This is a genomic window from Rhizobium alarense, assembly GCF_021555155.1.
Classification (GTDB): domain Bacteria; phylum Pseudomonadota; class Alphaproteobacteria; order Rhizobiales; family Rhizobiaceae; genus Rhizobium_D; species Rhizobium_D alarense.
The window spans coordinates 1-21,689 of sequence record NZ_JAKGBU010000002.1 but is presented as its reverse complement, the minus strand read 5'-3'; the positions used below and the strand labels follow the sequence as shown (position 1 = coordinate 21,689).

The window sequence follows — 21,689 nt, the reverse complement described above, 5'->3', positions numbered from 1 at the left end:
TTCACTCCTTATAGATGCTTCCACGCGGTCCGACCTTGACGACCAGAACCAGTGCAGCCTCCTCGTCGATGAGCACACGGTCGTCGCCGACGCATATCCGCAAAAGCTTGCTTCCGCTCAGCTTTTTGACATCCACCACATCGCCCCGTGCGAAAGCGTCGACTTTGGAACGGATAGCCGCCCGCCGCTTAGGCTGCATTCGGTCCAGTACCGCTCTAGCGATCTTGGAATACTCGACCCGCTTCATGAGCCAACCATAGCATATAGCTATACATCTCACAAATCCTTGGTGATTCAGCCATGACCCCTGCAGCAGACTACATCATCATCGGCTCCGGCTCGGCCGGCTCAGCGCTCGCCTATCGGCTGTCGGAGGACGGCAGACATACGGTCATGGTGCTGGAATATGGCGGGTCGGATATCGGGCCGTTCATCCAGATGCCGGCCGCACTCGCCTGGCCGATGAGCATGAAGCGCTACAACTGGGGTTATCTCTCCGAGCCCGAGCCGAACCTCGACAATCGCCGCATCACCGCGCCGCGCGGCAAGGTTCTGGGCGGGTCGTCGTCGATCAACGGGCTCGTCTACGTGCGCGGCCACGCGGAGGACTTCAACCGCTGGGAAGACCTCGGCGCGCGGGGCTGGGCCTATGCCGACGTGCTGCCCTATTACAAGCGCATGGAGCATTCGCATGGCGGCGAGGAGGGCTGGCGCGGCACGGACGGTCCGCTGCATGTGCGCCGCGGGCCGGTCAAGAACCCGCTGTTCCATGCTTTCGTCGAGGCCGGCAGGCAGGCCGGATTCGAGCTGACGGACGATTACAACGGCTCCAAGCAGGAGGGTTTCGGCCTGATGGAGCAGACGGTGCACAACGGCCGGCGCTGGTCGGCGGCCAATGCCTATCTCAGGCCCGCGATGAAGCGGCAGAACGTCTCGCTGGTGCGCTGCTTCGCGCGGAAAATCGTCATCGAGAACGGCCGGGCGACCGGCGTCGAGATCGAACGCGGCGGCAGGATCGAGGTAGTGAAGGCCAACCGCGAGGTGATCGTCTCGGCCTCGTCGTTCAACTCGCCGAAGCTCCTGATGCTGTCGGGCATCGGCCCGGCGGAGCACCTGAAGGAAATGGGCATCGAGGTGAAGGCCGATCGCCCCGGCGTCGGCGCCAACCTGCAGGACCATATGGAGTTCTATTTCCAGCAGGTCTCGACCAAGCCGGTGTCGCTCTATTCCTGGCTGCCGTGGTTCTGGCAGGGGGTGGCGGGCGCGCAATGGCTCTTCACCAAGACCGGGCTCGGCATTTCCAACCAGTTCGAGGCCTGCGCCTTCCTGCGCTCGGCGCCGGGCGTCAAGCAGCCGGATATCCAGTATCATTTCCTGCCGGTCGCGATCAGCTATGACGGCAAGGCGGCGGCGAAGAGCCACGGCTTCCAGGTGCATGTCGGCTACAACCTGTCGAAGTCGCGCGGCAATGTCACGCTCCGCTCCGCCGACCCGATGGCCGATCCGGTCATCCGCTTCAACTACATGAGCCACCCGGAGGACTGGGAGAAGTTCCGCCACTGCGTGCGCCTCACCCGCGAGATCTTCGGCCAGAAGGCCTTCGACGAATTCCGCGGCCCGGAAATCCAGCCGGGCGAAGGGGTGACGACCGACGACCAGATCGACGCGTTCCTGCGCCAGCATCTCGAAAGCGCCTATCACCCCTGCGGCACCTGCCGGATGGGCGATGCAAGCGACCCGATGGCGGTGGTCGATCCGGAAACGCGCGTCATCGGCGTCGAGGGGCTGCGCGTCGCCGACTCGTCGATCTTCCCGCATGTCACCTACGGCAATCTCAACGCCCCCTCGATCATGACCGGCGAAAAGGCCGCCGACCACATCCTCGGCAAGCAGCCGCTCCCCCGCAGCAATCAGGAGCCGTGGATCAACCCGCGCTGGGAGACGAGCGACCGGTAGCCGCCGGGAACAATTCCACCCGGCGCGGGATTCCCTCCCCGCGAAAGGAGATCCCAGCCATGGAAAATACCCCTTGGCTGCTCGCGGTCGGCGTCGGGCCGTTCCTGCTGCTCGCCGTCATCGCCTATGCGCTGATCCGCCAGCGGCGTCTGACGCCGGTTGAAAAGGACAGGCAGGAACGTCGCATCCAGACGCACTACGAGAAGCCTTCCGCATGAGCTCGGCAAGGCAGCGACGACGAAACGCAGATATGTCAAAGCCTCGCGGGACGCCATCAGCAAGGAAACCGACATCAACGTCGTGGTCGTCGCCGGAGCGAACGAGCCGCTTGCTTTTCTCGGCGATCCCGTCTTCCGGGCGGGCGGGCGCGCCCTCGTCGCGGACGCGATCAAGGTCAGGCGCGGCCGGCCAGCGCAGCGAGGCGGATGGCGCCTGAGCCTCATCATGCGTCAGACGAAGGCGATCCACCGTCCTGCGAGCACCGCCGAGATCCAGATGACGAGCGATACGCCGGCGCGCAGCCTGAGTGAAGGTGCCAGCCGGCCGGCCGTGGCCATTGCGCGCCAGGCCGCGCTCCGGCGCAGGGTCAGCGCGTTGGCGATGCCGAGCGCGAGCAGCGCCATCTTGACGAGGAAGGCGGGATTTGCCGCATAGTGCTGCGGGCGGACGGAGAACAGGCAGAAGCCCGTCACGATCGCGAGGACGACGCCGGCGGCGGCGGCGCGCGCGAGGAACGGTCCCAGCATCGCCGCCGGCAGGTGGCCGAAGAAGCCCATCAGGCGCAAATCCATCGGGACAACGGCGCCCACGACGAGGCCGATCGACAGAATGTGGGCGGCATTGACGAGAAGGTAGAGCGTTGCCGATGCCTTCAGCGCCGCAGCAACCGGCGTCGCGGCGAGAAGGCCGAGCGCGTCCATGCCACGCGCTCCGTCAATTCGTCCCGATGCGCTCGGGATAGATGTCGAACACCTTCCCGGCAACGGTGATCCTGACGGCCTTCATCAGTTTCTCGTTCGGATCGAGCGAGCGGTTGCCGAGCACCACGATCACGTCGCCCACCGTCGCCGAACCCTCCACGAAGCCGGACCGCTCCGTCTGGCGCGGATTGCCGAGATCGACCTGCCAGCGTTCGCCATCCGCCGCCGCCACCTCCAGCGAGGGGTGCGGCGGCGCCATGGAGATGGCGCGGATCGTGCCCCGAAGCTCCGTCTGCTCGCCCTCGGCCCAGGACCAGCCATGATGGGCGAGCGCCGTCGTGGTCAGCGCGCCGGCCAGCATGACGCCGGCCAGCAATGCATGTCGCGTGGGAAAAACCATCGTCATCGTCTCCCTGTCGAAAGCCATGAGGATGAAGATGCGCCACGGACCGCGGTTGGCAAACCGCCTCACCGAGAGTTGATGACCGGCACCGGCCGCCGGTTTACCGGTCCGGCCGGTAGATCGCGTCGAAGACGCCGCCGCCGGCGAAGTGATGCCGCTGCGCCTCTACCCAGCCGCCGAAGAGCGGATCGTCGATCCGGACCATCTCGAGCGGCGGCAGACCGGCAAGCAGGGCGGCGTCCACCGCCTCGGGCCGCGACGGCCGGTAGAAATGCGCGGCCGCGAGCTGCTGGCCGACGTCGGAGTAGAGATAGTCGAGATAGGCCTTAGCGACGGCACGCGTTCCTTTCGCGTCCACCGTCGCATCGACCAGCGCGACGGAGGGTTCGGCGAGGATCGACAGCGAAGGATAGACGATCTCGAACGAGTCCGCGCCGAATTCCCTGCCGGCGAGCTTCGCCTCGTTCTCCCAGGCGAGCAGCACGTCGCCGATCTCGCGCTGGGCGAAGGAGGTGAGCGCGCCCCGCGCGCCGGTGTCGAGAACCGCGACGCGCTTGTAGAGGTCGCCGACATAGGCGCGGATCCTTGCGTCGTCCCCGCCGAACGCCCGGTCGGCCCAGGCCCAGGCGGCCAGATAATTCCAGCGCGCGCCGCCCGACGTCTTCGGATTCGGGGTAACGATCGACACGTCACCCTTGACCAGGTCGCCCCAGTCCTTGATCCCCTTGGGATTTCCCTTCCGCACGAGGAAGACGATCGTCGAGGTGTAGGGTGCCGAGTTGTTCGGCAGGCGGGCACGCCAGTCGGCTGCGATGCGTCCGCTGTTTTCGACGATCGCCGTGATGTCGCTTTCGAGCGCCAGCGTCACCACATCCGCCTCCAGTCCCTCTATGACCGCCCGGGCCTGCTTTCCCGATCCGCCATGCGACTGCTGCACGGTCACGTCGTCGCCCGTCTTCTCCTTCCAGTGGCTGGCGAAGGCGGCGTTATAGGCCTCGTAGAACTCGCGGGTCGGGTCGTAGGACACGTTCAGCAGGGAGATGTCCGCGGCGTGCGCGGCGCCGGAGGGAAGGGAAAGCGCCAGCATGAGCAGGCTCGCGGCGGCGCTGATCCAGGGTCTCGTTGTCGTCGGCATAGGGCTCTCCTCTTATTGACGATTAACCCTACCTAGTTAGTAGTGTTAATCAAGTCGAAAAAAGCGGAGCGCGAATCTGTTTCTCCTCGCGACCGTTCTGCGGCCGTTTTCCGCCCGAAAGAGGCCGCTGCAAGCAATGGGGCTACGGCCAAGCCGCTTTTGCGAGCAAATCTCGCCCGGGCCGGCAGGCCCGTCAGGCCGTCAGGCGGGCGGTGTCCCCGTCGCCGGAAAGGGCGTCGGCGAGCGTCGTGTTGAAGAGGATGTTGCGCGTCGCATCGGCGACGCGGGCGAAGACATGGCGAATCTCGCAGTCGCTTTCGCCGTTGCAGTCCTCGCATTTGCGGTAGGCCGTCTGCGACAGACAGGGAAGCGGTGCGATCGGCCCGTCGATCATGCGCAGGATCTCGCCGAAGGTGATGTCATTCGCCGGCTTCAGCAGCATGTAGCCGCCCTGCTTGCCGCGGCGGCTCGCGACGATGCCGCGATGCTTCATGTCGAGCAGGATCTGCTCCAGAAATTTTTTGGGTATGTTCTGCGAAACGGCGATGTCGGCGATCAGGACAGGCTCGGACGGATTGGCGCGTGCCAGCGCAATCAGGGCACGCATCGCGTATTTTGCCTTTTGAGAGATCATTCGACGCCATCACTTCCGGCCCGATCGGGAGCCAGGTTGCGCTTTACGGCATTCGTCACGGAAATTCAAACCGGAACGGAATGAAAACGGCCGGGCGTCAACCCGGCCGTCCATTGTTTTCAAGCAACGAGGCGGATGCCTCAGGCGAAGAGGAAGTCGCTCTTGTGCAGATCGTCGAGTGCAAAGTCCTTGAGCGTCAGCGAGCCGTTGCCGTAATCGATCACGGTGTCGCCCCCGACTTCCGTTGCCGCCGCCTCGACGTCGGCAAAGCTGTCGAACAGACCCTTGGTGAAGGAGATCACGTCGCCCTTGCCCTGGCCACCGTCGAAGTCGGTGATCGTGTCGTTGCCGTAGCCCTTCTTGAAGACGAAGGTGTCGTCGCCCGAGCCGCCCGTCAGCGTGTCCTTGCCGGCGCCGCCGTCGAGCGTGTCGCCACCGTTGCCGCCAAGCAGCGTGTCCGCGTCGGCGCCGCCGAGCAGCTTGTCCGCGCCCGCCTGGCCATAGAGCGTGTCGCTGCCCTTGCCGCCGTTCACGGTGTCGCCGCCGCCGCCGCCCTTCAGCGTGTCGTTGCCGCCGTTGCCGAGGATCTTGTCCTTGCCGGAATAGCCCTGGAAGACGTCCTTCTTGGCAGCACCCGTGTAGTTCAGGTTGCTTTCCTTGAGGAGCGCGAGGAAGCTCGACGTGTCGCCGTCCGTCAGGCTTTCGCGGAAGCCTTCGGCGGTGTCGCTGTCGTTGATGTTGAGATTGGAAATCTTGAAGGCAACGTCGGAGGTGAAGCTGCCGTCGTCGAGTTCGACGGAATCGCCGAAGGTAACGGCGTCGAGGGAGCCGGAGACCGTGTGCGTGATGAAGTCATACGCCCAGTCGGTTTCGTCGGCGGTGAAGATGACACCGTCGCCGTTGGCGTCGGTCGCCGCATATTCCTTGCCGGACATGCCGTCGTCACCGCTGAACTGACCGTAGCCGGACGCCTCGAATTCCGCATTGAAGCTCTTCAGAAAATTGGCGAAATTGCTGCCCGAGCCGGCCTTGATGTTGATTGCCATTTTAGTGGTTCCTGAACGTTAACTTGAGTTCGCGGCGCAAGTTATTTTTCATGAATGTGATTGTCAAGTTTACCGCGACGATTATGTTGATATTTTTCGTCATATTTTCCGGACTGATGGGGCCGGCTGCCGCGCCGGGAGGCGCGGACGCCATTGCTGCATCCGGAGGTCCGGCGTGAGGATTTCTGTCATCCGACGGAGATAGAGAGATATTTGCTCTGGGCGGCGGGGATTGGAAATCCGTTTTGCTGTCCGCCCCGCGCCCCGGCTGCGATAATCGCCGCACATTGAACAGGACCATCCCATGACTGCAATCACCGAGAACGGGACCGCAAAGGCCCTCAACGATCAACTGGCGGGTCTCGACCTTGCCGGGCGTCTCGCGCTCGTTGCGAGCCTCGGCGGCCGCGCCGTCTTCACCTCCAGCCTCGGCATCGAGGACCAGGTCATCACCGCGGAGATCGGCACGCACCGCCTGCCGATCGAGGTCGCGACGCTGGAGACGGGACGCCTCTTCCGGGAGACCGTCGACCTGATCGGCGAGACGGAGGACCGCTACGGCATCGAGATCGTCCGCTTCCATCCGAAGAAGGACGACATCGACGAGTATGTCGCGAAATACGGCATGAACGGCTTCTACGAAAGCGTCGAAGCGCGGCACGCCTGTTGTGGCGTGCGCAAGCTGAAGCCGCTTGCGCGCGCACTCGAAGGGGCATCCTTCTGGATCACCGGCCTGCGCCGCGGCCAGTCCGGCAACCGGGCGGAGACGCCCTTTGCCGAATATGACGCCGAGCGCAACCTGATCAAGATCAACCCGCTCGCCGACTGGAGCACCGAGACGATGAACGCCTTCGTGGCGGACAATGCGGTGCCCGTGAACCCGCTGCACAAGCGCGGCTATCCCTCCATCGGCTGCGAGCCCTGCACCCGCGCCATCAAGCCGGGCGAGCCCGAACGGGCCGGCCGCTGGTGGTGGGAAAACGACGAGAAGCGCGAATGCGGCCTCCATGTCCCGGACGCCGCCCTGCCCTCGCTGGAATCGAGCGCGCTCTGACGGCGCGCTTTCCGCTTTCGCGGCCAGCCTATCTGGAGACCGATTGAGAATGTCCGAGATCCGTATCGACGCGGAGACCAAGGCGGCGCCCGCAAAGGCGCCGCTCGATCCGCATCTGAAAGCCCTCGAAAACGAGGCGATCCATATCTTCCGCGAGGTGGCGGCCGAATTCGAGCGTCCGGTGATGCTCTATTCGATCGGCAAGGACTCGTCGGTTCTGCTGCACCTTGCCCGCAAGGCCTTCCATCCGGGCCGCGTGCCCTTCCCGCTGCTGCATGTCAACACGGGCTGGAAGTTCGCGGAGATGATCGCCTTCCGCGACGAGATCGTGAAGCGCTACGACCTCGACCTGATCGAGCATATCAACCCGCGCGGTGCTGCGGAGAACGTCACGCCCTTCTCGCACGGCTCGGCCCGCTACACCGACATCATGAAGACCGAGGCGCTGCGCCAGGCGCTCGACGCCGGCAAGTATGACGCGGCCTTCGGCGGCGCGCGGCGCGACGAGGAAGCCTCGCGCGCCAAGGAGCGCATCTACTCCTTCCGCACGCCGGACCACAAATGGGACCCGCGCAACCAGCGCCCGGAACTCTGGAACATCTACAACGGCATGGTCAACCGCGGCGAGAGCGTGCGCGCCTTCCCGCTGTCGAACTGGACCGAGGTCGACATCTGGCGCTACATCCAGGCGGAAAACATCCCGATCGTACCGCTCTATTTTGCCGAGAAGCGCCCCTTCGTCGAACGCGACGGCATGATGATCCTGGCCGAGGACCCGCGCCTCGAACTGCTGCCCGGCGAAGTGAAGCAGGAAGGCGTCATCCGCTTCCGCACGCTCGGCTGTTTCCCGCTGACGGGCGCCATCCGCTCGACCGCCACCACGCTCGACGACATCATCACCGAACTGGAGACCGCCACCGTCTCCGAGCGCCAGGGCCGCGCGATCGACCGCGACCAGTCCGGCTCGATGGAAAAGAAGAAACGCGAAGGGTATTTCTGAGATGACCGTTTCCGCCACCGCAACCGCCGTCGCGCATCCGGCCGTCGAACCCGAACGCGCCACCCGCGACACGCGCCCGCTCCGCCTCATCACCTGCGGCTCGGTCGACGACGGCAAGTCGACGCTGATCGGCCGCCTGCTCTGGGACACCAAGGCCGTCAAGGAAGACCAGGCCGCGACGCTCGCGCGTGACAGTTCCGGCAAGCAGAACGATCTCGGCCTGCCCGATTTCGCACTTTTGCTCGACGGCCTCCAGGCCGAGCGCGAACAGGGCATCACGATCGACGTCGCCTATCGCTACTTCTCGACCGACCGGCGCTCCTTCATCGTCGCCGACACGCCCGGCCACGAGCAGTATACCCGCAACATGGCAACCGGCGCCTCGACGGCGGACCTTGCCGTGCTGCTGGTCGATGCGCGTGCCGGCCTGCTCGAACAGACCCGCCGCCACGCTACCATCGCGACGCTGATGGGCATCCGGCAGTTCGTGCTCGCCGTCAACAAGATCGACCTCATCGGCTACGACCGCGCCCGCTTCGAGGAGATCACCCACGAGTTCAAGGAACTGGCGCTGTCGCTCGGCGTCAAGCAGGTGACGGCCATTCCGCTTTCGGCCCTGAAGGGCGAGAACGTCGTCTATGACGGCCGCGCCGCGATGCCCTGGTACGACGGGCCGACGCTGGTCGAGACGCTGGAGAAGGCGACCACCCGCTCCAACCAGACGGTCGGCTTCCGCCTGCCGGTGCAGCGCGTCTCGCGCCCCGGCGAAAGCTTCCGCGGCTACCAGGGCACCGTTGCCGGCGGCGCCGTGAAGCCCGGCGACAGCGTGACGATCCTGCCCTCCGGCATGGTCGCCAATGTCAAGCAGATCGTCACCTTCGACCTCGTGCGCAACGCGGCGGTTGCCGGCGACGCGATCACGCTGGTGCTCGACCGGCAGGTCGACGTCTCGCGCGGCGACATGATCGTCTCGATCGACAGCCAGCCGATGACCGGCCGCAAGTTCGATGCGCAGATGGTCGCGCTGCAGGCCGAGGGCATCGAGCCGGGCAAGCGCTACTGGCTGAAGAGCGGCTCGCGCCGCCAGCGCGTCAGCGTCCAGCCGGCCAGCCAGCTCGACCTCAAGACCGGCAAGTGGGACAAGGCCGAACGCCTGCCGATGAACGGCATCGGCAAGGTGCATCTCGTCTTCGACGAGCAGGCGATCTTCGACACCTATGGCGAGAACCGCACGACCGGCGCCTTCATCCTGATCGATCCGGACAGCCACAATACGGTCGCCGGCGGCATGATCACCGGCCGCAGCTCCGAGATCGGCGGCATCCACAAGGACGACGAGCGGGTGATCCTGTCGCTGCCGGCCGACCTCGCGGACAAGCTGATGGCGACGGAACTCTTCGCCAACCGCCGCCATGACGTGGATGTCCGGCATACGAGCGCCGGGCGCGCGGCGGAGGTTCTTTCCGACCTCGACCGCTGACGTCCGACGACCAGTCGAAACGGCAAAGGGCGGATACCGTCGGGTATCCGCCCTTCTTTCATTCCCCCGATTGACAGGGCTGTCCTGCGGCAGCAACGTCTCGTCGTTTCAAGTCTTCGGGTGCACCATGCCTCTGACCGTCGACCGTCTTGCCGCCTTCGCCGCCATGCTGCTCGCGGCCGCGCCGGCTTTCGCCGCCGAATTTGATCACAATGGCTCGCGCATGGAGATCGATTACGAAAAGGGCGCGATCGTCTATCGCACCGTCAAGAGTTCGCTTGCCGGCTTCGTTCGTCCCGGCTTTGTCGCCTTCACCGGCAGGATCGAGAAGAAGGGGAGCGTCGAGGGAACGGCCTTCACCTTCCGGCGCAGCTGCGAGCCGGCGCCCTACCCCGTTGCCGGCCACTACGATCCGGCCCTGCCGGGCTACGTGCTGACCGGCGCGTCGCCGGTTCGGGAGAAGAATGGCTGCGGAGTGACCGGCTATACGATCGACAGCCCGAATGCCCGGCTCGAATTCGTCGACCTGGCGCCCGCCGATGCGGAGACGACGGGCACAGGAGATGCCCAACCCAATGCGCAAGGGCCTGGCCCTTAGATCCGCCTCGCCATGAAAAAGGGCTCGCGCGAGCCCTTTTTGATCGCTGTCGAATGAAGGATTCGGTCAGAAGAAGAAATACCAGATGAGGAGCACCACGAAGAGCGGGACACCCATCATCCAGAGTATAAGGGCGCGAACCATCCTGTTTTCCTTTCCGTTGCCCGGTCGACGGAAAAATGTCCGGGCGGCGGAAAGGTTCCATCAGCAAGCGGCCATGAAGAGCCCGGCCGCCGACGGCGTCAGCGCGCCGGGACGGGAAATTGCCCCCCTGCCCTTTTCCGGGACGGAAACTACCGCTCGCGGAACGCCTTCGCGAAATAATCCGAAAGCGGCTTTACCAGATAGGCGAGCGGCGAGCGCTCGGTGGTCTGGATGAAGGTCTCGACCGGCATGCCGGGAATGATGTGGCGATCACCGAGCTTCTGCACCTCGCCGGCATCCGGGCGGATCTCGGCGCGATAATAGGTCGCGCCGGTGCGCTGGTCGGAAAGCACGTCGGCCGCGACCGTCGTCACATGGCCGAAGATCTCCGGCGTCGTGCGGTGGTCGAAGGCGGCAAAGCGGATATGCGCCACCTGCCCGATATGGATCTGGTCGATCTGCGTCGGCGAGATCTGCGTCGAGATGATGAGATCCGTCTCCTGCGGAATGATGTAGAGCAGCGGATCGGCGGGACGGATGACCGAGCGCACGGCATGCACCTGCATGCCGAGCACGACGCCCGGCACCGGCGCGGTGATGTCCATGCGGCTCAGGGTCTCGAGCTTGGCGTTGCGCTGTTCCCTGAGCTCGGCGATCTTCGCCTCGATCTCGCGCAGCGCCGTCGTCGCCTCCTCGCGAATGCCCGCGTCGACATTCAGGATGCCGAGTTCAAGCTCGGCGACCTTGCCGTTGTTCTCCGCGATATTCGCCTTGGCCTGGTTGATCGTGCCGGCGATGTCGGCCTCCTCGCGCTGCAGCGCCAGCACCCGGCTGGCATTGGTCAGCGACTGCGCGAGCAGCTTGTTCTGTGCCTCGAGCTCCTGGCCGATCAGCCGGAGCTGGGTCTGCATGGCGGCGATGCGGCCGTCCAGACCCTCGTTCTGCTTGGCGATCTGCAGCTTGCGCTCCTGAAGCTGGCCGATCTGCTTGTCGCGCGTATCGAGGCGCGCCTTCATCAGCCGCGTCTGGCCGTCGACCACGTCCTTCAGCTCGGTGCTCGTCCTGGCCGCCGCGACGAGCTCGGGATCGAACTCGATCGCCGGAAGCCCGTCCTGCTCGGCCTTCAGCCGGCCCGCCGTGCCGAGCAGGCTGAAGAGCTGGCTTTCGATGACGGCGAGCTCGGAACGGTCGAACGTGTCGTCGAGCCGCATCAGCACCTCGCCGGCCTTGACCGTGGTGCCGTCGCGCACGAAGATCTTGCCGACGACGCCGCCGGTCTGGTGCTGCACGACCTGCCGGTTGCTCGCCACTTCGATGATGCCCGTGGCGACGACCGCACCGTTGATGCGCGTCAGCGCCGCCCAGGCGCCCATGCCGCCGAGCAGGACGAAGACCGTCACATAGCCGACGAGTGCATAGCCGTTGCTGCTCCACGATTTCGCCATCGCCCAGTCCTTTCCCTGTCGCCTACTTGTTGCCGCCGTCCGTGCCGCCGACCACCTGCGCATGGTTGCGCAGATGCGCGCGCAGCACGTCGTCGCGCGGACCGAAGGCGAGCCGCTGGCCGTTTTCCAGGATGAGGATCAGGTCGCACTGCTCGATGGCCGCCGGACGATGCGCCATGATGACGACCGACTTGCCCTCTTCCTTGAGATTGCGGATCGCAAGGTTGAGCGCCAGCGAGCCTTCCGCGTCGAGGTTCGAGTTCGGCTCGTCGAGAACGAGCAGCACCGGGTCGCCATAGAGGGCGCGGGCAAGCCCGACGCGCTGCTTCTGCCCGCCCGAAAGCCGCCCGCCGCTTGCCGGAAGCCGCGTGTCGTAGCCGTCCGGCAGGCGCAGGATCATGTCGTGCGCACCCGCCTTCCTGGCGGCCTCGACCACCAGGCGCGGATCCGGATCGAGCTGCATGCGGGCAATGTTCTCCGCGACGGTGCCTTCGAAGAGCACGACGTCCTGCGGCAGGTAGCCGACATGCTCGGCAAGCCCGTCGGTGCCGTACTGGTCGAGCGAGGCGCCGTCGAGGCGGACGTCGCCGGCAGCCGGCGGCCAGATGCCGGTCAGCACGCGCGCCAGCGTCGACTTGCCCGACGCGCTCTGGCCGATGACGCCGAGCGCCTGGCCGGGCTCGAGCCTGAAATTGAGCATGCGCAGCGTCGCCACCTTCTCGCCCGGCGGCACGACCGTCGTCTGGCTGACTTCGAGCAGCGCCTTCGGCTTCGGCAGCGTCGTGCGGCTGTCCTCCTCCGGCACCCGTTCCAGCAGCAGCGACAGGTCGCGCCAGCCGGAGAACGCCCGCTGCACGAGCGACCATTGGCCGATCGCGCCCTCGATCGGGGCCAGTGCGCGGCCGATGATGATCGAGCTTGCGATCATCGCACCGGCGCTGAGCTCGTTCTGCAGCACGAGCCAGGCGCCGAGCGCCAGGATCGCCGACTGCAGGAAGACGCGGAACGTCTTGGAGGAGATGGCGTAGAAGCCGTTGCTGTCGCTGTAGCGGATATTGGCTTCCAGCGCCTTGTCGCGCAGCATCTGCCAGCGGGCGGCGACGGCGCGGCGCATGCCGAGGGCACGGACCGTGTCGCTCTCCTTCTGCAGCGTCTGCGTGAGCTCGTCGCTCTGGCGGCCGGCGATCATCGCCTTTTCCTGATCGCCCTTCGTGCCGTTCTGGTTGAGCCAGGTGAGCACGACAAGGATCAGCCCGCCGGCGATGCCGAGCACGCCCATCAGGGGATGGAAGGTGAAGATGACGAAGAGGAAGAACGGCGTCCAGGGAATGTCGAAGACCGAGAAGACGGCGGGCGAGGAGAGCGCCTTCTGGATGGAATCGAGGTCGCGCATGCCGGTATGGGTGGCAATGCCGCGGGCGTTGAGCGCAGTGCGGTCGAGCACCGCGTTGAAGACGCGGCTGTCGAAGCGGTTCTGGAAGCGGGCGCCGACACGCGCCGCCACGCGGCTGCGCACATGGTCGAGCACGCCCATGACGAGATAGAGGCCGACGACGAGGCCGGTCAGCGCCACGAGCGTCGCTTCCGACCGGGAGGCAAGCACTCGGTCGTAGATCTGCAGCATGAAGAGCGGGCCTGTCAGCACCAGCAGGTTCACGAAGAAGCTGAAGAAGCCCATCGCCAGAAAGGAACCGGCACTTTCCCGCAGGACGCGTCTCAGTTCCTCGACGCCGGTATTCGCCTTCACTCGTGCCACGACTGTTCCTTTTCGCAAAAGCCGGCGCCGGATACTGATCCGCTGCGCCCGATCGAGGGTCTTTTGCAGCCCCTGCCTGATGCAGTGACGATATAGGGCGCGATTTATTCGCAAAGCAAGGAAATGTCACGCACTTCATGCGCCGGCGCGGGCTGTCCAGGCGGGTGGCCGCGCGCGTGGAACGAGCCGAGGGATACGGGCATGGACGTCAGGCGGCGCGGCCGGCCGGCGAAGGCGGCGCGGACCCGGCACGCTTTCGCCGCTGGCCGGATGCCCTTTCGCCCGGCAACGCCGTGACTTCCAGCCGGCCGAGCAGGCCGAGCACGACAAGGCAGATCACCGCGGCGAAGCCGGCGATGAACCAGCAACCGAGCCCGACCGCCAGTCCGGCGCTGCCGGCGAGCCACATGCCGGCGCCGGTCGTCAGGTTCTTCACCTCGCCGCGCGAAAAGACGATCATGCCGGCGGCCAGAAAGGCGACGCCGGCCGTCACCGCCTCCACGACGCGCAACGGATCGATGCGCACCTGATCCGCCGTAAACGGCGCGAGCCGGATGCTCTCGACCGAAATGATCGCGAAGACCGACGCGGCGAGGCTGACGAGGATATGGGTGCGCAGGCCGGCGGGATGTTGGCGGTATTCCCGCTCGACGCCGACCAGCGCACCGATGACGGCGGCGCCCAGCATCCGTGCCGCGATGACCGGACAGGACAGCTCTGTCGTCGGATAGAAGTCAGCGAGGATCTCCTGCATGGCCTGCGCAACGCGGCGAACAGCGAATTGTTCCCGAGGCCACCGTTTCCCGTCGTCTGCGTATCGTCGGCGAAGCGCACGCCAAGCTCCGTGCCCGTCTCGATTTTTTTGCGACTTAGCGCTTGTGGAACGCCGAGGCCTGTTCTATAGGAGGCGCCGCTGGTCACGGAGTGTAGCGCAGCCTGGTAGCGCACCTCGTTCGGGACGAGGGGGTCGCAAGTTCGAATCTTGCCACTCCGACCAGCCGAAATCCCGACAACCGACTCTTTCGCCGCCGCCGTCCCCCCGGCTCGCGGCAGGCGGGTCATGTCTTCCGGTCATCCACGCGGCACAACCCTCCGCCCTGCCAGGGCCTCACTCGACCACGGCGACCTCGTCGGCCACATCGGACAGGATCCGGGCGTCGAGATAGAACGGCACAACCGCCAGCCCGAACATCAGGCCGACATAGAGGGCGAATACCGAGGCGGCTCCAACGATTCGCAGCATGATGTCTCCTTCCGGCATGCATGCTACACGACGATCGCGCCGCGTCGACCGTTTTCTGCCGCCCGCACGAAATCGTGCGCAGGCCGACCGCCGGCTCGCGGCAGCAAATCGCCGGCGACCGTCACCGGACCTATCTCGACCGGATCGAGGGCGTGAAGGACAGCGGGCTGATATGGCGCAGGATGATGCCGGAGGCTCTCCGCCTGGCAGAGGCGGGCACCCGGCCTGTTCGTTCCATCGGGAGCCCGCGGGCGGAATAGCGGTGCGGCGATCGTGGCCGACGGTCGACCATGCGCCACACGGCGGGAAGACGCTGCCTGCCGTCGCGGCCCGGGCTCGATCGAATTCCGGCCCTTCCTGCGGGCCGGTTGCAACGGGGAGATGCGGCGCCTCGCCGTTGCCGTCGCGAGGGCGTTCCCGCAGTCGCGGGCGCGGCCGACCCAAGCGGGCCGCCGTCAGCCGAAAACGGTGGTCAGGCGTGAAGGATGCGGGGAACGCCCGCCTTCTCTTCGAGCGCCATCATGGCGTGTTCATAACCTTCGGCGCGGGCCTCGGCCATGACGCAGGCGATGGTTTCCGCGATCACGCGATAGGAATCGGTCGACAGCGGTGCCTTGCGGCTCTCACAGGCATTCATTTTCGCGAGGGTGCTACCGAGCAACCGCCCCCACTCTTCCGGTGTTCTCGACATGATATTCCCCACAGATTTTCGGTATTTTTCACAGTAAAGCACCATTTGCCGCAAAACACCACATCTACGTGTGGTTTTGATGACATTCTTTTGGAAATATTCTGATATGCCGGGGTCAGAACCTTGTTCGCGCGGCAGTGTGCCAAAGAAATGCACAATTTCCGGCCCAAACAGCACCGATTCGGCGCAGCTGCCTTGCCGACACACAACTTGTAATCGATTTGCGCGCCGCAAGTCCATGCGGAATGCGGCCGAACCCGCCTCCGCCGTCACGATGCGAGCGGTTTCACCTCGGCCATGCTGCGCTTCAGGCGGCGGGCGGCGATGGCATAGCCGCCGGCGGCGCCGTCGATGAAATGCACGTGGTCGCGGCTGAGCGGCGACGGCACGACACAGGTCATCAGGGCGGTATCCTGCCGGTGCAGGCCGTAGTGGCAGATGCCGGCACGGCGCGCCGTCTCCAGGCGATCCTCGATGCGGGCGAGACGTTCCGGGGCGATGTCCAGCGTCATCTTCAGCCCGTCGTCGAACTTCCGGAAATCGGAATTGGCCGCGACGTCGCTGCGATAGGTGCGCGCATCGAACCGGCCGACCGAGGCGCGCAGCGCGACCAGCGTGACGGTGAGCGCGATTTCGCCGAGGATGCGCAGGCGATGGCGGAACCGCCTGCCGCCCTTCGGCGCGATCGCCCGCGCCTCGACGTCGAAGCCCGCCGCGGAAAAGCCGAGCGTCGGCCCCTCTTCCGCGACCGGATGCCCCTCCCGCTCCTCGCCGGCGGCAAGCGCGACGATGTCGGCGATGAGGGCGCGGAACGGCGTCATGCCGTCGGCGCCGATGACCGGCAATGCGATGATCGAGACGATCTCGCCGTGGCGGGCCCTGATCGGGCTCCAGCGGCAGGAAAGCCCCGTCAGGTCCGGCCGCGCACCCGGGGCGGCCGGCGGAACCAGGAAGTCGCCGGCCTTCATGCACGCCTCGGCCCAGGCCGCGCCGCCGCCGGCGAACATCGCATAGGAGACGAAGTCGTTCACCGCATAGCGCGCGACGAGCACATCGCGTCCGGCCGCCCGTACCGCCTCGATCGGCACCATGGCGGCGCGCAGGTCGAGGCGCATTTCCTCGCTGACCCAGCGCCTCGTCTCGGCAAGGGCGCTGCGTGCCGCGTCGGCCCGGTCGGGCGGCACCGCGACCGTCGCCCCGTCGCCGCCGAAGACATAGGGAAGATCGTGCTGGCCGAGCGTGTTGAGGATGGCGGAAATGACGCTGGCGCCCGCCATGTTCACGGCCTTGTAGCGCCCGGCCTCGACCGCTCCCGTCGAATCGACGATGTCGGCGGTCGCCAGCCACCAGCCGGCGGGCAGCGGGCGATAGTTGCCGAGCTCCGTCACGCCGTCGAAGTTCGAGAAGGCGGGCAGGTCGCGGAAGAAGGGATCGGCGGCGGCTTCGGTCATGGGGCCGCACCCTAGCACAGCGGCAGGCCGGCGGCACCGCCTCCGGCGCACATTCGGGGATCAAAATTCCCGGCGGCGGCCGTGACTGACTGGCCGATGCATGCACCTACTGGCAGACGTCGACCCAGCGCGCGCCGACGAGGTCGGCCATGCGCTCCGGCGCGATGCGCACCGCCGCATTGGTGGCGCCGGCCGCCGGCACGACCTCGGTGAACGCCTTCAGCGACCGGTCGCAATAGACCGGCAGCGGCTGTACCAGGCCGAAGGGGCAGACGCCGCCGACCGGATGGCTCGTCATCTCCGTCACCTGCTCCGCGTCGAGCATGCGCGCCTTGCCGCCGAACGTGTCCTTGAACTTGCGATTGTCGAGGCGCGCCGTGCCGCTCGCGACGACCAGCATCGTCTCCTCGCCGACGCGCAGGCAGATCGTCTTGGCGATCTGTTCCGGCGCGACGCCGTGCGCGGCGGCGGCAAGCGCGACGGTCGCCGAGCTTTCGGCGGTTTCGATGACCGCGATGTCGGGTGCGTGCGCCCGGAAGAAGGCGCGGACGGATTCGAGACTCATGGGCTTAGGCTTAAACAACCGGCCGGCGCCGGGCAAGCCGCCTGCTGCGGCGCGCCCGGCCATTTGCGGGCCATTCGCAAAACTGTTGCAATTCGGCAAATGCGGCGGGCGAGCATCGTGTACCACGCGGAAAACCGGCGCCGGCGAATTCCCCTTTCGCGCGCGCTGCGCTATGCGGGGCATGCTCCCAAGCGCGGCCTGCGCGCCGCCCGCATCCGAGTTCCAAGGACCACCTACTCATGAACGCCCGCACAGCTCTCCTCACCGGTCTCGCCTTCGCCCTGACGGCCTGCACCTCGACGCCCTCCATTCCCACCAATCCGCTCGCCGCGCGCTGGAACGGCAAGCCGGCCGGCACCTTCTTCGCCGCCTACGGCCCGCCGCTCTCCGACACGGCCGCCAGCAGCGGCGCAACGCTCTACACGTGGCGCGGCGGCTATATCCGCGGGCGCTCCTGCCAGGTGGAACTCACCGTCAATGCCGACTATCGCATCCAGAAGATCCGCACCGTCGTCGACCGGCCGGACTCGAAGGGCGGCCCCTCGCATTGCGAGAAGGTGCTCGACGCCGCGAAATGAACCGCAGCCGGAACGGAACGAAGGGAAAGGCCGGCGCACAGGCGCCCGGCCTCTTGACTTGTTCACTATTCGTTCCATTCTGGCGGACATGACCTCGACGATCAAGAGCCTTGCCCAGGCCGCCCGCCACGACATGCTGCTCGCCGTCCGCTGCAGGGGCTGCGGCCATTGCGCCAATTTCCTGGCGGCGGACGTGGCGAAATTCGCCAATTCCTCGCGGCCGCTGGAGGCGATCCGCTTCGTCTGCTCGGAATGCGACGGGCGCGACATTGCCGTGCTGCCGTCGCAGATCGACCGCGACCGGGCGCGCAACATCCTGGTCTGGCGGCCGGTGCGGCTGAAATGAGGGGGACCGATGCCCGCTGACGACCGCCTCTACGACGATCCGGCCCTTGCCGCCTTCTACGACCTGGAGAACGGCTGGGCGGACGACCTCGCCTATGTCGGCGGGCTCGCGAAGGATGCCGCCTCCGTGCTCGACCTCGGCTGCGGCACCGGCGCGCTCGCCGCGGCGCTTGCCGGGGCCGGGCGGCGCGTCGCCGGTGTCGATCCGGCCGCCGCGATGCTCGCCATCGCCCGCGCCAGGCCGGGTGCCGCCGGCGTGCGCTTCGTCGAGGGCGATGCCCGCACCGTCCGGCTCGGCGAGACCTTCGACCTCGTGGCGCTGACCGGCCACGCCTTCCAGGTCTTCCTGAGCGACCGGGACATGGCTGCGGTGCTGGCGACCATCGCCGCACATCTTGTGCCGCACGGCCGCTTCGTCCTCGACATGCGCAACCCGGCGGCGGAGGCATGGCGCGCATGGACGCCCGGCCTTTCGGAGCGGCAGGTCGAGCATCCGGACCTCGGGCCCGTGACGGCATGGAACGACACGGTCTACGATCCGGCGAGCGGCATCGCCACCTACGAGACCCACTATCGCCCGGCGGACGGCCGGACCCTGTCGGCCAGTTCGCGCATCCGCTTCATCGGCCGCGAACGGCTCGCCGCACTGATCGGCGAGGCGGGGCTCGCGGTCGAGACCTGGCTCGGCGACTGGCGCGGCGCGCCCTTCCGGCCGGATGCCAGGGAGATCATCCCGCTCGGGCATCTGGCGACGGCGGCGCGCGGCAGCGACGCCTGATCCCGGCGATCGCCAGGAACAGGCCGGCCGCCGGACCGGCCCGAGGCCGCTGTTCCATTGGCGGGCAGAACGGAACAGAAACATTTCATTAGTATTTTAGGTATTACTTCAATTCATTGTTTCGTATCATCTTTAACCCCTCTGCAACACGAAACCGCAATGATTGCCGTTCGCCGGAGGGAGTATGATGCACCCGAATTTCATCGAGCGACATGAGGCGCCGCGCCGTCACCTGCCGCTGCTGTCCGCAATGACCGTGCTGGTGGTGACCGGGTTCGCCTTCGTCGCCGCCGACCACTGGTCCGGCCTCGGCCTCGTCACGGCCTTCCGCGCAGCGGCGACCGGCTGCCGGATCAAGGGCAATATCGGCTCCGACCCCGCCGACCGCCGGTTCTTCCCGCCCGAGCACCCCCGCTACGCCATGATCCGCATCGACGCCGGGCATGGCGAACGCTGGTTCTGCACGGCGGCGCAGGCGAGAGCCGCGGGATGGCGGCCGGCCGGCTGAGGCGCGCGCAGGGCGGCGCCCGGAACCGTCGGTCGCGCCCAGCGGCCGCCTCGGCATCCGTCATGCCCCTGATCAATGTCCCATGGCGCGGTACATTCACTCCCTGCTGGAGATGGCGGATGATCGCCGGGTTTCGGGACGAATGGCTGCGGGCTTTCTTCGTGGATGATGTCCATGCCCGTGCAATTCCGGCTGGCCTGGAAAACCGGCTGTTCCGTAAACTCCAGATGATCGACGATGCGACGGCCGACCAGGATCTGCGGGTGCCGCCAAGCAACCATTTCGGGAAATTGCGCGGAAATCTCGATGGTTTCCATTCGGTCCGCGTCAACAGGCAGTGGCGGCCCGTCTTTCGATGGAATAGCGGCCGCGGCGAACCATCGGAACTCTATCTCGATGACCACAGCTATCGATGAGGCATAGGATGTTGACGACGACGCGCAAGCCGGCAACAGTCGGCGAAATCCTGACGGAGGAGTTCATGGAGCCGCTCGGCCTGACGCAAGCGGCGCTCGCGGAAGCGATGGGCGTCCAGCGCAAGCACGTCAACGAGCTTTGCAACAACCGTCGCACGGTGACGGCGCCGACGGCACTGATCCTTGCACGCGTCTTCGGCAACAGCCCGGACTTCGGGTTGAACGTCCAGCGCCGCACCGATCTTTGGGACGCCATGCACAATCCGCAGGAACGCGCCCGGATCGACCGCGCCAGACCGCTCGACGCGGCAGCGTAGCGGGAGGAAGCCGTAACCCCTGTGTCCGGAACGGACCCTGCGGGAAATGGCGGGGGTTTCTGGAAGCATTTAAAGCGTGTCGCCTCCGGTAGAAATGAAGGCGCTCATGGAGAATGCGGAGACGCTTGAGCGGGTCTCGGCGTAGGAATGAAAATTGACATATGCAAGGCATATGCTACGATATTTTCCTCACTCTGGAGGCCCGTCGTGACCCGCACCGTGTCCATCTTTCGCAACAACCGCAACCAGGCGATCCGCCTGCCCAAGGATTTTGAGTTTCAAGGGATAAGCGAACTGACCATCGAGCGGCAGGGCGATACGATCCTGCTGCGTCCGGTCCGGCCGGACTGGCTGTCCTTCATGGATGAACCTCGCGCGGATCCGGACTTCCTGTGCGAGCGGCCCGACCTGATCGAAGAAGGGCGATTCTCCCTCGACGAGGACGGGAAGCACTGATGCCGGCCGTCTATATGCTCGACACCAATATCTGCTCGTTTATCATGCGCGAGCGTCCGGCTTCGGTGCTCGAACGGCTGCAAAAGGCGGTGGACGATCAGCACCGGATCGTCATCTCGGTCATCACCTATTACGAAATGCTGCTGGGCACAGTCGGTCGCAATGCCTCGCCCCGTCATGCGCGGCTGGTGGAGGCTTTCGTCTCCCGCCTCTCCGTTATCCTGCCATGGGACGCGGCATCCGCAGAACACGCCATGCGGGTCAGGCGGGACCTGAGCGCCAAGGGAACGCCCATTGGCGGCAATGACTCGATGATCGCCGGTCATGCGTTGGCGGCGGAATGTATATTGGTGACCAACAACACGCGCGAATTCGCGCGCGTGCAGGGGTTGCTGTTCAAGGACTGGACATCAGAAGGCTAGGGGAGAGCGACGGACTCGGATAGTGAAAATAGACAGCGTGAATTTGATAAGGCCTTACGTCTTTACGACGCATGTATGAAAATGGCCGAATTTTCGTCCGGACGGTTCGATGCCAGACGTGGATGACGATTTTTCCGGTTATCGTGTTATACGCCGCCGCCACAAATGAAATCACATTCTTAGGGGCGATAAAATGACATACCGCACCCTAAACTGCGCGTGCCATCGCCCTTCCGCACTCCGGCTTGCCCAACCGAAGCCTGCAGGGGTGTGCCCTTCCCGAGAGATGGGTGACAGTTCATTCCGGATAGATGGGTTACACTTTCGGCCCTTTGCGAGGAGAGCAAG

Annotated in this window: 27 protein-coding genes and 1 tRNA gene; 15 read left to right on the top strand and 13 right to left on the bottom strand. The window is 65.8% G+C overall.

Features of this window, described 5'->3' with window-relative positions; all coding sequences use genetic code 11:
- Nucleotide 1 precedes the first annotated feature (1 nt).
- Entirely contained in the window at nucleotides 2-247 is a 246-nt protein-coding gene (locus LXM94_RS00800; protein ID WP_235769242.1) for a type II toxin-antitoxin system RelE family toxin, read from the bottom strand.
- 53 nt (nucleotides 248-300) lie between these two features.
- Here LXM94_RS00800 and betA point away from each other — a divergent pair, with 53 nt between their 5' ends.
- Together betA and LXM94_RS00790 are read left to right on the top strand one after the other, a co-directional pair.
- Complete coding sequence (gene betA / locus LXM94_RS00795; RefSeq protein ID WP_235769241.1) at nucleotides 301-1,956, top strand: choline dehydrogenase; 1,656 nt, start codon at nucleotides 301-303, stop codon at nucleotides 1,954-1,956.
- A 59-nt stretch (nucleotides 1,957-2,015) separates the two neighbouring features.
- A complete protein-coding gene (locus LXM94_RS00790) occupies nucleotides 2,016-2,174 on the top strand; it encodes a hypothetical protein (protein WP_235769240.1) in 159 nt (52 codons plus the stop codon).
- Nucleotides 2,175-2,405: 231 nt separating this feature from the next.
- On the opposite strand, the gene LXM94_RS00785 is transcribed toward LXM94_RS00790, so the two are convergent.
- The 5 genes from LXM94_RS00785 to LXM94_RS00765 all read right to left on the bottom strand — a co-directional run bounded on the left by LXM94_RS00785 (nucleotide 2,406) and on the right by LXM94_RS00765 (nucleotide 6,094).
- Nucleotides 2,406-2,876, bottom strand: coding sequence for a DUF2214 domain-containing protein (locus LXM94_RS00785; protein ID WP_235769239.1), 471 nt, complete (start codon nucleotides 2,874-2,876; stop codon nucleotides 2,406-2,408).
- A gap of 13 nt (nucleotides 2,877-2,889) precedes the next feature.
- Entirely contained in the window at nucleotides 2,890-3,282 is a 393-nt protein-coding gene (locus LXM94_RS00780) for a DUF6152 family protein (RefSeq protein WP_235769355.1), read from the bottom strand.
- A gap of 97 nt (nucleotides 3,283-3,379) precedes the next feature.
- Nucleotides 3,380-4,414, bottom strand: a complete 1,035-nt coding sequence (locus LXM94_RS00775) for a sulfate ABC transporter substrate-binding protein (RefSeq protein WP_329605575.1) — start codon at nucleotides 4,412-4,414, stop codon at nucleotides 3,380-3,382.
- Nucleotides 4,415-4,607: 193 nt separating this feature from the next.
- The gene (locus LXM94_RS00770) at nucleotides 4,608-5,048 is read right to left on the bottom strand and encodes an RrF2 family transcriptional regulator (protein WP_235769238.1); all 441 of its coding nucleotides are present in this window, start codon (nucleotides 5,046-5,048) and stop codon (nucleotides 4,608-4,610) included.
- A gap of 140 nt (nucleotides 5,049-5,188) precedes the next feature.
- Entirely contained in the window at nucleotides 5,189-6,094 is a 906-nt protein-coding gene (locus LXM94_RS00765) for a calcium-binding protein (RefSeq protein ID WP_235769237.1), read from the bottom strand.
- Nucleotides 6,095-6,398: 304 nt separating this feature from the next.
- Between LXM94_RS00765 and LXM94_RS00760 the strand changes: the two genes are divergently transcribed.
- From LXM94_RS00760 to LXM94_RS00745, 4 genes are all read left to right on the top strand, one after another.
- Nucleotides 6,399-7,148, top strand: a complete 750-nt coding sequence (locus LXM94_RS00760; RefSeq protein WP_235769236.1) for a phosphoadenylyl-sulfate reductase — start codon at nucleotides 6,399-6,401, stop codon at nucleotides 7,146-7,148.
- Nucleotides 7,149-7,197: 49 nt separating this feature from the next.
- Complete coding sequence (gene cysD / locus LXM94_RS00755; RefSeq protein WP_235769235.1) at nucleotides 7,198-8,148, top strand: sulfate adenylyltransferase subunit CysD; 951 nt, start codon at nucleotides 7,198-7,200, stop codon at nucleotides 8,146-8,148.
- Nucleotide 8,149: 1 nt separating this feature from the next.
- Nucleotides 8,150-9,628 (top strand): sulfate adenylyltransferase subunit CysN, encoded by a 1,479-nt coding sequence (gene cysN / locus LXM94_RS00750; protein WP_235769234.1) that lies wholly within the window; start codon nucleotides 8,150-8,152, stop codon nucleotides 9,626-9,628.
- 127 nt (nucleotides 9,629-9,755) lie between these two features.
- Entirely contained in the window at nucleotides 9,756-10,226 is a 471-nt protein-coding gene (locus LXM94_RS00745; protein WP_235769233.1) for a hypothetical protein, read from the top strand.
- A gap of 293 nt (nucleotides 10,227-10,519) precedes the next feature.
- Here LXM94_RS00745 and LXM94_RS00740 read toward each other — a convergent pair whose 3' ends face one another.
- The 3 genes from LXM94_RS00740 to LXM94_RS00730 all read right to left on the bottom strand — a co-directional run bounded on the left by LXM94_RS00740 (nucleotide 10,520) and on the right by LXM94_RS00730 (nucleotide 14,325).
- On the bottom strand, nucleotides 10,520-11,815 hold the full coding sequence (locus LXM94_RS00740) for an HlyD family type I secretion periplasmic adaptor subunit (protein ID WP_235769232.1): 1,296 nt from the start codon (nucleotides 11,813-11,815) through the stop codon (nucleotides 10,520-10,522).
- A 22-nt stretch (nucleotides 11,816-11,837) separates the two neighbouring features.
- Nucleotides 11,838-13,571 (bottom strand): type I secretion system permease/ATPase, encoded by a 1,734-nt coding sequence (locus LXM94_RS00735; RefSeq protein WP_235769231.1) that lies wholly within the window; start codon nucleotides 13,569-13,571, stop codon nucleotides 11,838-11,840.
- A gap of 208 nt (nucleotides 13,572-13,779) precedes the next feature.
- Nucleotides 13,780-14,325 carry an MgtC/SapB family protein gene (locus tag LXM94_RS00730; RefSeq protein ID WP_235769230.1) on the bottom strand — a complete coding sequence of 182 codons (546 nt, stop codon included), beginning with the start codon at nucleotides 14,323-14,325 and terminating at the stop codon, nucleotides 13,780-13,782.
- Nucleotides 14,326-14,491: 166 nt separating this feature from the next.
- On the opposite strand from LXM94_RS00730, the gene LXM94_RS00725 reads away from it, so the two are divergent.
- Nucleotides 14,492-14,568: transfer RNA gene (locus tag LXM94_RS00725), tRNA-Pro, on the top strand.
- 111 nt (nucleotides 14,569-14,679) lie between these two features.
- On the opposite strand, the gene LXM94_RS26005 is transcribed toward LXM94_RS00725, so the two are convergent.
- The 4 genes from LXM94_RS26005 to LXM94_RS00710 form a co-directional block, all read right to left on the bottom strand.
- Complete coding sequence (locus LXM94_RS26005; RefSeq protein WP_268964937.1) at nucleotides 14,680-14,814, bottom strand: hypothetical protein; 135 nt, start codon at nucleotides 14,812-14,814, stop codon at nucleotides 14,680-14,682.
- A 472-nt stretch (nucleotides 14,815-15,286) separates the two neighbouring features.
- On the bottom strand, nucleotides 15,287-15,778 hold the full coding sequence (locus LXM94_RS00720; protein ID WP_235769229.1) for a hypothetical protein: 492 nt from the start codon (nucleotides 15,776-15,778) through the stop codon (nucleotides 15,287-15,289).
- Entirely contained in the window at nucleotides 15,775-16,956 is a 1,182-nt protein-coding gene (locus tag LXM94_RS00715; RefSeq protein ID WP_235769228.1) for a DUF3095 domain-containing protein, read from the bottom strand. The genes LXM94_RS00720 and LXM94_RS00715 overlap by 4 nt, the downstream gene beginning before the upstream one ends.
- 106 nt (nucleotides 16,957-17,062) lie before the next feature.
- Nucleotides 17,063-17,521, bottom strand: coding sequence for a YbaK/EbsC family protein (locus LXM94_RS00710; protein WP_235769227.1), 459 nt, complete (start codon nucleotides 17,519-17,521; stop codon nucleotides 17,063-17,065).
- A 239-nt stretch (nucleotides 17,522-17,760) separates the two neighbouring features.
- Between LXM94_RS00710 and LXM94_RS00705 the strand changes: the two genes are divergently transcribed.
- The 8 genes from LXM94_RS00705 to LXM94_RS00670 all read left to right on the top strand — a co-directional run bounded on the left by LXM94_RS00705 (nucleotide 17,761) and on the right by LXM94_RS00670 (nucleotide 21,341).
- Nucleotides 17,761-18,099 (top strand): hypothetical protein, encoded by a 339-nt coding sequence (locus LXM94_RS00705; RefSeq protein ID WP_235769226.1) that lies wholly within the window; start codon nucleotides 17,761-17,763, stop codon nucleotides 18,097-18,099.
- 58 nt (nucleotides 18,100-18,157) lie between these two features.
- A complete protein-coding gene (locus tag LXM94_RS00700) occupies nucleotides 18,158-18,445 on the top strand; it encodes a hypothetical protein (RefSeq protein WP_235769225.1) in 288 nt (95 codons plus the stop codon).
- A 9-nt stretch (nucleotides 18,446-18,454) separates the two neighbouring features.
- Nucleotides 18,455-19,222: a class I SAM-dependent methyltransferase gene (locus LXM94_RS00695; protein ID WP_235769224.1), complete on the top strand. Its 768-nt coding sequence runs from the start codon at nucleotides 18,455-18,457 to the stop codon at nucleotides 19,220-19,222.
- A gap of 184 nt (nucleotides 19,223-19,406) precedes the next feature.
- The gene (locus LXM94_RS00690; RefSeq protein ID WP_235769223.1) at nucleotides 19,407-19,730 is read left to right on the top strand and encodes a sunset domain-containing protein; all 324 of its coding nucleotides are present in this window, start codon (nucleotides 19,407-19,409) and stop codon (nucleotides 19,728-19,730) included.
- Between the two features lie 119 nt (nucleotides 19,731-19,849).
- Nucleotides 19,850-20,146, top strand: a complete 297-nt coding sequence (locus LXM94_RS00685) for a type II toxin-antitoxin system RelE/ParE family toxin (RefSeq protein WP_235769222.1) — start codon at nucleotides 19,850-19,852, stop codon at nucleotides 20,144-20,146.
- An 8-nt stretch (nucleotides 20,147-20,154) separates the two neighbouring features.
- Entirely contained in the window at nucleotides 20,155-20,463 is a 309-nt protein-coding gene (locus LXM94_RS00680) for a HigA family addiction module antitoxin (protein ID WP_235769221.1), read from the top strand.
- Nucleotides 20,464-20,670: 207 nt separating this feature from the next.
- On the top strand, nucleotides 20,671-20,919 hold the full coding sequence (gene vapB, locus LXM94_RS00675) for a type II toxin-antitoxin system VapB family antitoxin (RefSeq protein WP_235769220.1): 249 nt from the start codon (nucleotides 20,671-20,673) through the stop codon (nucleotides 20,917-20,919).
- Complete coding sequence (locus LXM94_RS00670) at nucleotides 20,919-21,341, top strand: type II toxin-antitoxin system VapC family toxin (RefSeq protein WP_235769219.1); 423 nt, start codon at nucleotides 20,919-20,921, stop codon at nucleotides 21,339-21,341. The genes vapB and LXM94_RS00670 overlap by 1 nt, the downstream gene beginning before the upstream one ends.
- Nucleotides 21,342-21,689: the final 348 nt, after the last annotated feature.

Coding starts and splice junctions, on each gene's coding strand:
- LXM94_RS00800 (WP_235769242.1), bottom strand. CDS start 247: ATGAAGCGGGTCGAGTATTCCAAGATCGCTAGAGCGGTACTGGACCGA.
- betA (WP_235769241.1), top strand. CDS start 301: ATGACCCCTGCAGCAGACTACATCATCATCGGCTCCGGCTCGGCCGGC.
- LXM94_RS00790 (WP_235769240.1), top strand. CDS start 2,016: ATGGAAAATACCCCTTGGCTGCTCGCGGTCGGCGTCGGGCCGTTCCTG.
- LXM94_RS00785 (WP_235769239.1), bottom strand. CDS start 2,876: ATGGACGCGCTCGGCCTTCTCGCCGCGACGCCGGTTGCTGCGGCGCTG.
- LXM94_RS00780 (WP_235769355.1), bottom strand. CDS start 3,282: ATGACGATGGTTTTTCCCACGCGACATGCATTGCTGGCCGGCGTCATG.
- LXM94_RS00775 (WP_329605575.1), bottom strand. CDS start 4,414: ATGCCGACGACAACGAGACCCTGGATCAGCGCCGCCGCGAGCCTGCTC.
- LXM94_RS00770 (WP_235769238.1), bottom strand. CDS start 5,048: ATGATCTCTCAAAAGGCAAAATACGCGATGCGTGCCCTGATTGCGCTG.
- LXM94_RS00765 (WP_235769237.1), bottom strand. CDS start 6,094: ATGGCAATCAACATCAAGGCCGGCTCGGGCAGCAATTTCGCCAATTTT.
- LXM94_RS00760 (WP_235769236.1), top strand. CDS start 6,399: ATGACTGCAATCACCGAGAACGGGACCGCAAAGGCCCTCAACGATCAA.
- cysD (WP_235769235.1), top strand. CDS start 7,198: ATGTCCGAGATCCGTATCGACGCGGAGACCAAGGCGGCGCCCGCAAAG.
- cysN (WP_235769234.1), top strand. CDS start 8,150: ATGACCGTTTCCGCCACCGCAACCGCCGTCGCGCATCCGGCCGTCGAA.
- LXM94_RS00745 (WP_235769233.1), top strand. CDS start 9,756: ATGCCTCTGACCGTCGACCGTCTTGCCGCCTTCGCCGCCATGCTGCTC.
- LXM94_RS00740 (WP_235769232.1), bottom strand. CDS start 11,815: ATGGCGAAATCGTGGAGCAGCAACGGCTATGCACTCGTCGGCTATGTG.
- LXM94_RS00730 (WP_235769230.1), bottom strand. CDS start 14,325: ATGCAGGAGATCCTCGCTGACTTCTATCCGACGACAGAGCTGTCCTGT.
- LXM94_RS26005 (WP_268964937.1), bottom strand. CDS start 14,814: ATGCTGCGAATCGTTGGAGCCGCCTCGGTATTCGCCCTCTATGTCGGC.
- LXM94_RS00715 (WP_235769228.1), bottom strand. CDS start 16,956: ATGACCGAAGCCGCCGCCGATCCCTTCTTCCGCGACCTGCCCGCCTTC.
- LXM94_RS00710 (WP_235769227.1), bottom strand. CDS start 17,521: ATGAGTCTCGAATCCGTCCGCGCCTTCTTCCGGGCGCACGCACCCGAC.
- LXM94_RS00705 (WP_235769226.1), top strand. CDS start 17,761: ATGAACGCCCGCACAGCTCTCCTCACCGGTCTCGCCTTCGCCCTGACG.
- LXM94_RS00695 (WP_235769224.1), top strand. CDS start 18,455: ATGCCCGCTGACGACCGCCTCTACGACGATCCGGCCCTTGCCGCCTTC.
- LXM94_RS00690 (WP_235769223.1), top strand. CDS start 19,407: ATGATGCACCCGAATTTCATCGAGCGACATGAGGCGCCGCGCCGTCAC.
- LXM94_RS00685 (WP_235769222.1), top strand. CDS start 19,850: ATGATCGCCGGGTTTCGGGACGAATGGCTGCGGGCTTTCTTCGTGGAT.
- LXM94_RS00680 (WP_235769221.1), top strand. CDS start 20,155: ATGTTGACGACGACGCGCAAGCCGGCAACAGTCGGCGAAATCCTGACG.
- LXM94_RS00670 (WP_235769219.1), top strand. CDS start 20,919: ATGCCGGCCGTCTATATGCTCGACACCAATATCTGCTCGTTTATCATG.